Below are 3,131 nucleotides of genomic sequence, written 5' to 3' on the forward strand. Positions count from 1 at the left end.
GGCTCTCCTCCAGCTCTGCCGGAGGCTTAACGCCGCCGGTGGGTTGGAGAGCCGTCCACAGCATCAGAAGCGGACATTGGGTGAGCACCCGGAAGCAGACGCTCAGCTCGAACTCGGGAACTCGCGTTCCGGGGGCACTGGCTCCAGTCCTAGCTTAATAAGCTTTTCGGATGAAACGGGCGTCTCGGCGGCATCGGAGGCGCGCTCGCGGCACCAAGCCGCGAACGCGGAATGCTCAAGCGAAAGCTCGCGTCGCTCCAACGAATCCAGCCGATAGGTGATCGCGCACTGAAGCGGGCCGAGACTGAGCGCGGTGTGAAACCCCGTGGTCTCACCTCTTTGTGTGTCACTGAGGAGAACAAGGCCGCCATGCGCGGCGTAGGGATGGTCACCCCATGCGCGCGTGTGCTCCGCATAGGTCGGATCCCGAACGATCGCGACCGATATGGGGCAGTCGTCGCTCAAGCCCAACGCGAACCGAGACAGGCGCTCCGAACGCGGCGCGGCGATCTCGGCGAGGTGCCCGCTTACCAGCTTGGCCAAGTAGCGCAGGACGTCCAGATAATGCTTGGAGTTGGCCGATCCGACGGGCGCGTATCGCTCCGCGTCGAAGGCGGTCACGGGCTCTTGACCGCTCGCGATCCGGTCCAACGCCGCGCGCCTGAACCTGTCCCACTCAAGATCGGCATCTTGCGTGCGCTCGTTGTTGCAAGACGAGCAGAGCGGGACGGAAAAATGAAACTGCCTAGATTTCGGGCCACGCGCTGATCGAGGCGGCTCGCCATCGCGCACGATGACCATGGGCTGGATGCCGAACTGGTCCCTCAGGCTTGAGGCTTTGATCTTGTGCTCGCCGCTTGGATCGGTGTGTGATCCGCAGAGGACGCACGCGGCAGCCTCAAACGGTTGAAAAAACGGAGCCATCAACAGCCTTGGATTTTGCGCGCGAGCGGAGTGGACGAAGCGTCGATCATGATAACGAACACCGCCGTGGGAGCAGCGTGAAAAAGCGTACTTCGATGCTAGGTGGGATATGCTTCTCCAGGCCGCCCTAGCGCCGAATCGCTTCCCGAAGCCGCCGAGACTGTCGGATGGAGTCGGATGTTTTCAACGGCCGGATGATCGACCCTCGCAGATCACGCCGTCTCGTGACAGGCTCCGCAGAGTCGGCGTCTCGACCGCGGAAATGGATCAAGCATGACTGATGCAGAGGCGGTAAAGCCTTTCCGCCCTGACGGCGGCATCGACAAGGTCCGCGCGTCAAAAGCCGGTCATGCCTTTCACGAGGCGTGGGCGGCGCGTTCCGCCTTGCAACTGCTGGTGCCCAACTCGAAGTTGGCGGCGATCACGCTCGAGGGCTTTGACGCTGTCGATGAAACTGACCTCGGGACGGGTGCCGTCGAGATCGCCGACCTTGTCCGCTATTATGACAGTTCGGACGTCGGCCGGGCGAGCCGCGTCGAGATCGTCCAGTTCAAATACTCGATCGCCAACGCCGACCTGCCCGTTCGGGCCGCGGACGTGGCCAAGACTCTCGCCAAGTTCGCCGAGACGGACAAGGAGCTGCGCGAACGCCATGGCAACGAACGGGTCGAGCGCGTCGTCAAGTATGAGTTCGCCACCAACCGACCCATCCACCCGAACCTGTTGGCCGCATTGGCTGAATCCGACCCCGACGCCGTGGATCTGCGGGACGTGGCCAAGCAGCGGCTGCAGCTTGCGAAGGCGCTCGAAGCCTATCCCTTCGACCATGGCTCCCTGCTGGGGCGGCTGACGCTACTCGGGACACGCGGATCGCTGAAGCATGCGGATCGTTCGGTGGCTCAGGTGCTCGCCTCGTGGAGCGAGGCCTCCGATCCGGACGCGGAACTTCGCTTGCTGAAACTTCGCAATCTGGTGCGGATCAAGGCCGGCCCGAGCGGCACCGGCGACAACCGGATCGACCGCGTCGCGGTGCTGGCGGAGTTGGGCGTCCATCATGAGGATCAACTCTATCCCACGCAGGATGCGTTCCCGCCGGTGGGAACGCTGATCGACCGACCGGTTCTCGAGCGGGCCGTGACCCTGGTCAAGGCCGTCGGCCCTCCGCTGCTGATCCACGGTGCCGGCGGCATGGGCAAGACCGTGCTGATGCAGGGACTTGCCAAGAGGCTGGGCTCTACCGACCAGGTCATCATCTTCGACGGGTTCGGCGGTGGCCATTGGCGAGATCCGTCGGACGGGCGTCATCGGCCCGAGCAGACCTTGGTGCACCTGGCTAACCTGCTGGCGGGCCGCACCCTGTGCGACATCCTCCTGCCGATCTCGGACATCACCAGCCTGCTTCGGGCGTTCCGGCGACGCCTGAAGCAATCCGTGGCAACAGCCCGTCAAATGGCCGCTGAGGCCCAAGTGGTGCTGATCCTCGATGCCATCGATCATGCCGCGATCGCGGCTGACGCCACCGGAACGACGTCCTTCGCCCATGTTTTGCTTGCCAGCCTGACGATTGATCCGATCGACGGCGTCGCCCTTGTCGCTTCCTGCCGGACGGAGCGGCGGCTCGAGGCTGTCGGCGACGCCGAGCATCGGGAACTGGAGATTCCGGCCTTTTCCGCCGACGAGGCGACGCGGCTGATCGCAAAGCGCGATCCAAGCGTGACGGGCGCCGAGACGGCCGCCCTGCATACCCGGTCGGGAGGAAACCCCCGCTGTCTCGACACGCTGCTCACCGACGGCCGGCCCTATGATCCTCCGTCAGCGCCCGGCGCCGTCGAAGTCTCGCCCGCCGCGCTTCTTGACGACCTGCTCAAGAAGCGTCTGGACACGGCGCGCCGGGCGGCGCGGGACAAAGGCGCCAGCGACGCGGATATCGATCTGCTGCTGACGGGCCTCGCCCTGCTGCCGCCCCCGGCGCCCCTCGAGGAACTGGCCGCCGCCCATGGAATTCCGCTCGCCCAAGTCGAGAGCTTTGCGGCCGACCTCGCGCCTCTGCTTGAGCGGACCGCCTATGGGCTGATGTTCCGCGACGAGCCGACCGAAACCCTAATCCGCCGGATAAGCGCGTCCGACGAGACTGTCCGTCGTCGAAACATTTGGCGCAGGTTTGGCGTGGCGTTAACGGAGAGCGGGCCTCGTCAGGGGTTGGCTTT

Annotated in this window: 2 protein-coding genes; one reads left to right on the forward strand and one right to left on the reverse strand. The window is 64.8% G+C overall.

Annotated elements, in window-relative coordinates; translation table 11 throughout:
- Positions 1-102: 102 nt before the first annotated feature.
- Complete coding sequence (locus AC3A3G_RS16310; protein WP_487488729.1) at positions 103-924, reverse strand: hypothetical protein; 822 nt, start codon at positions 922-924, stop codon at positions 103-105.
- Between the two features lie 273 nt (positions 925-1,197).
- Between AC3A3G_RS16310 and AC3A3G_RS16315 the strand changes: the two genes are divergently transcribed.
- A partial coding sequence (locus AC3A3G_RS16315; protein WP_487488730.1) for an NACHT domain-containing protein occupies positions 1,198-3,131 on the forward strand: 1,934 nt, incomplete at its 3' end.

It is taken from the genome of Brevundimonas sp. Soil_N_31, assembly GCF_057655995.1.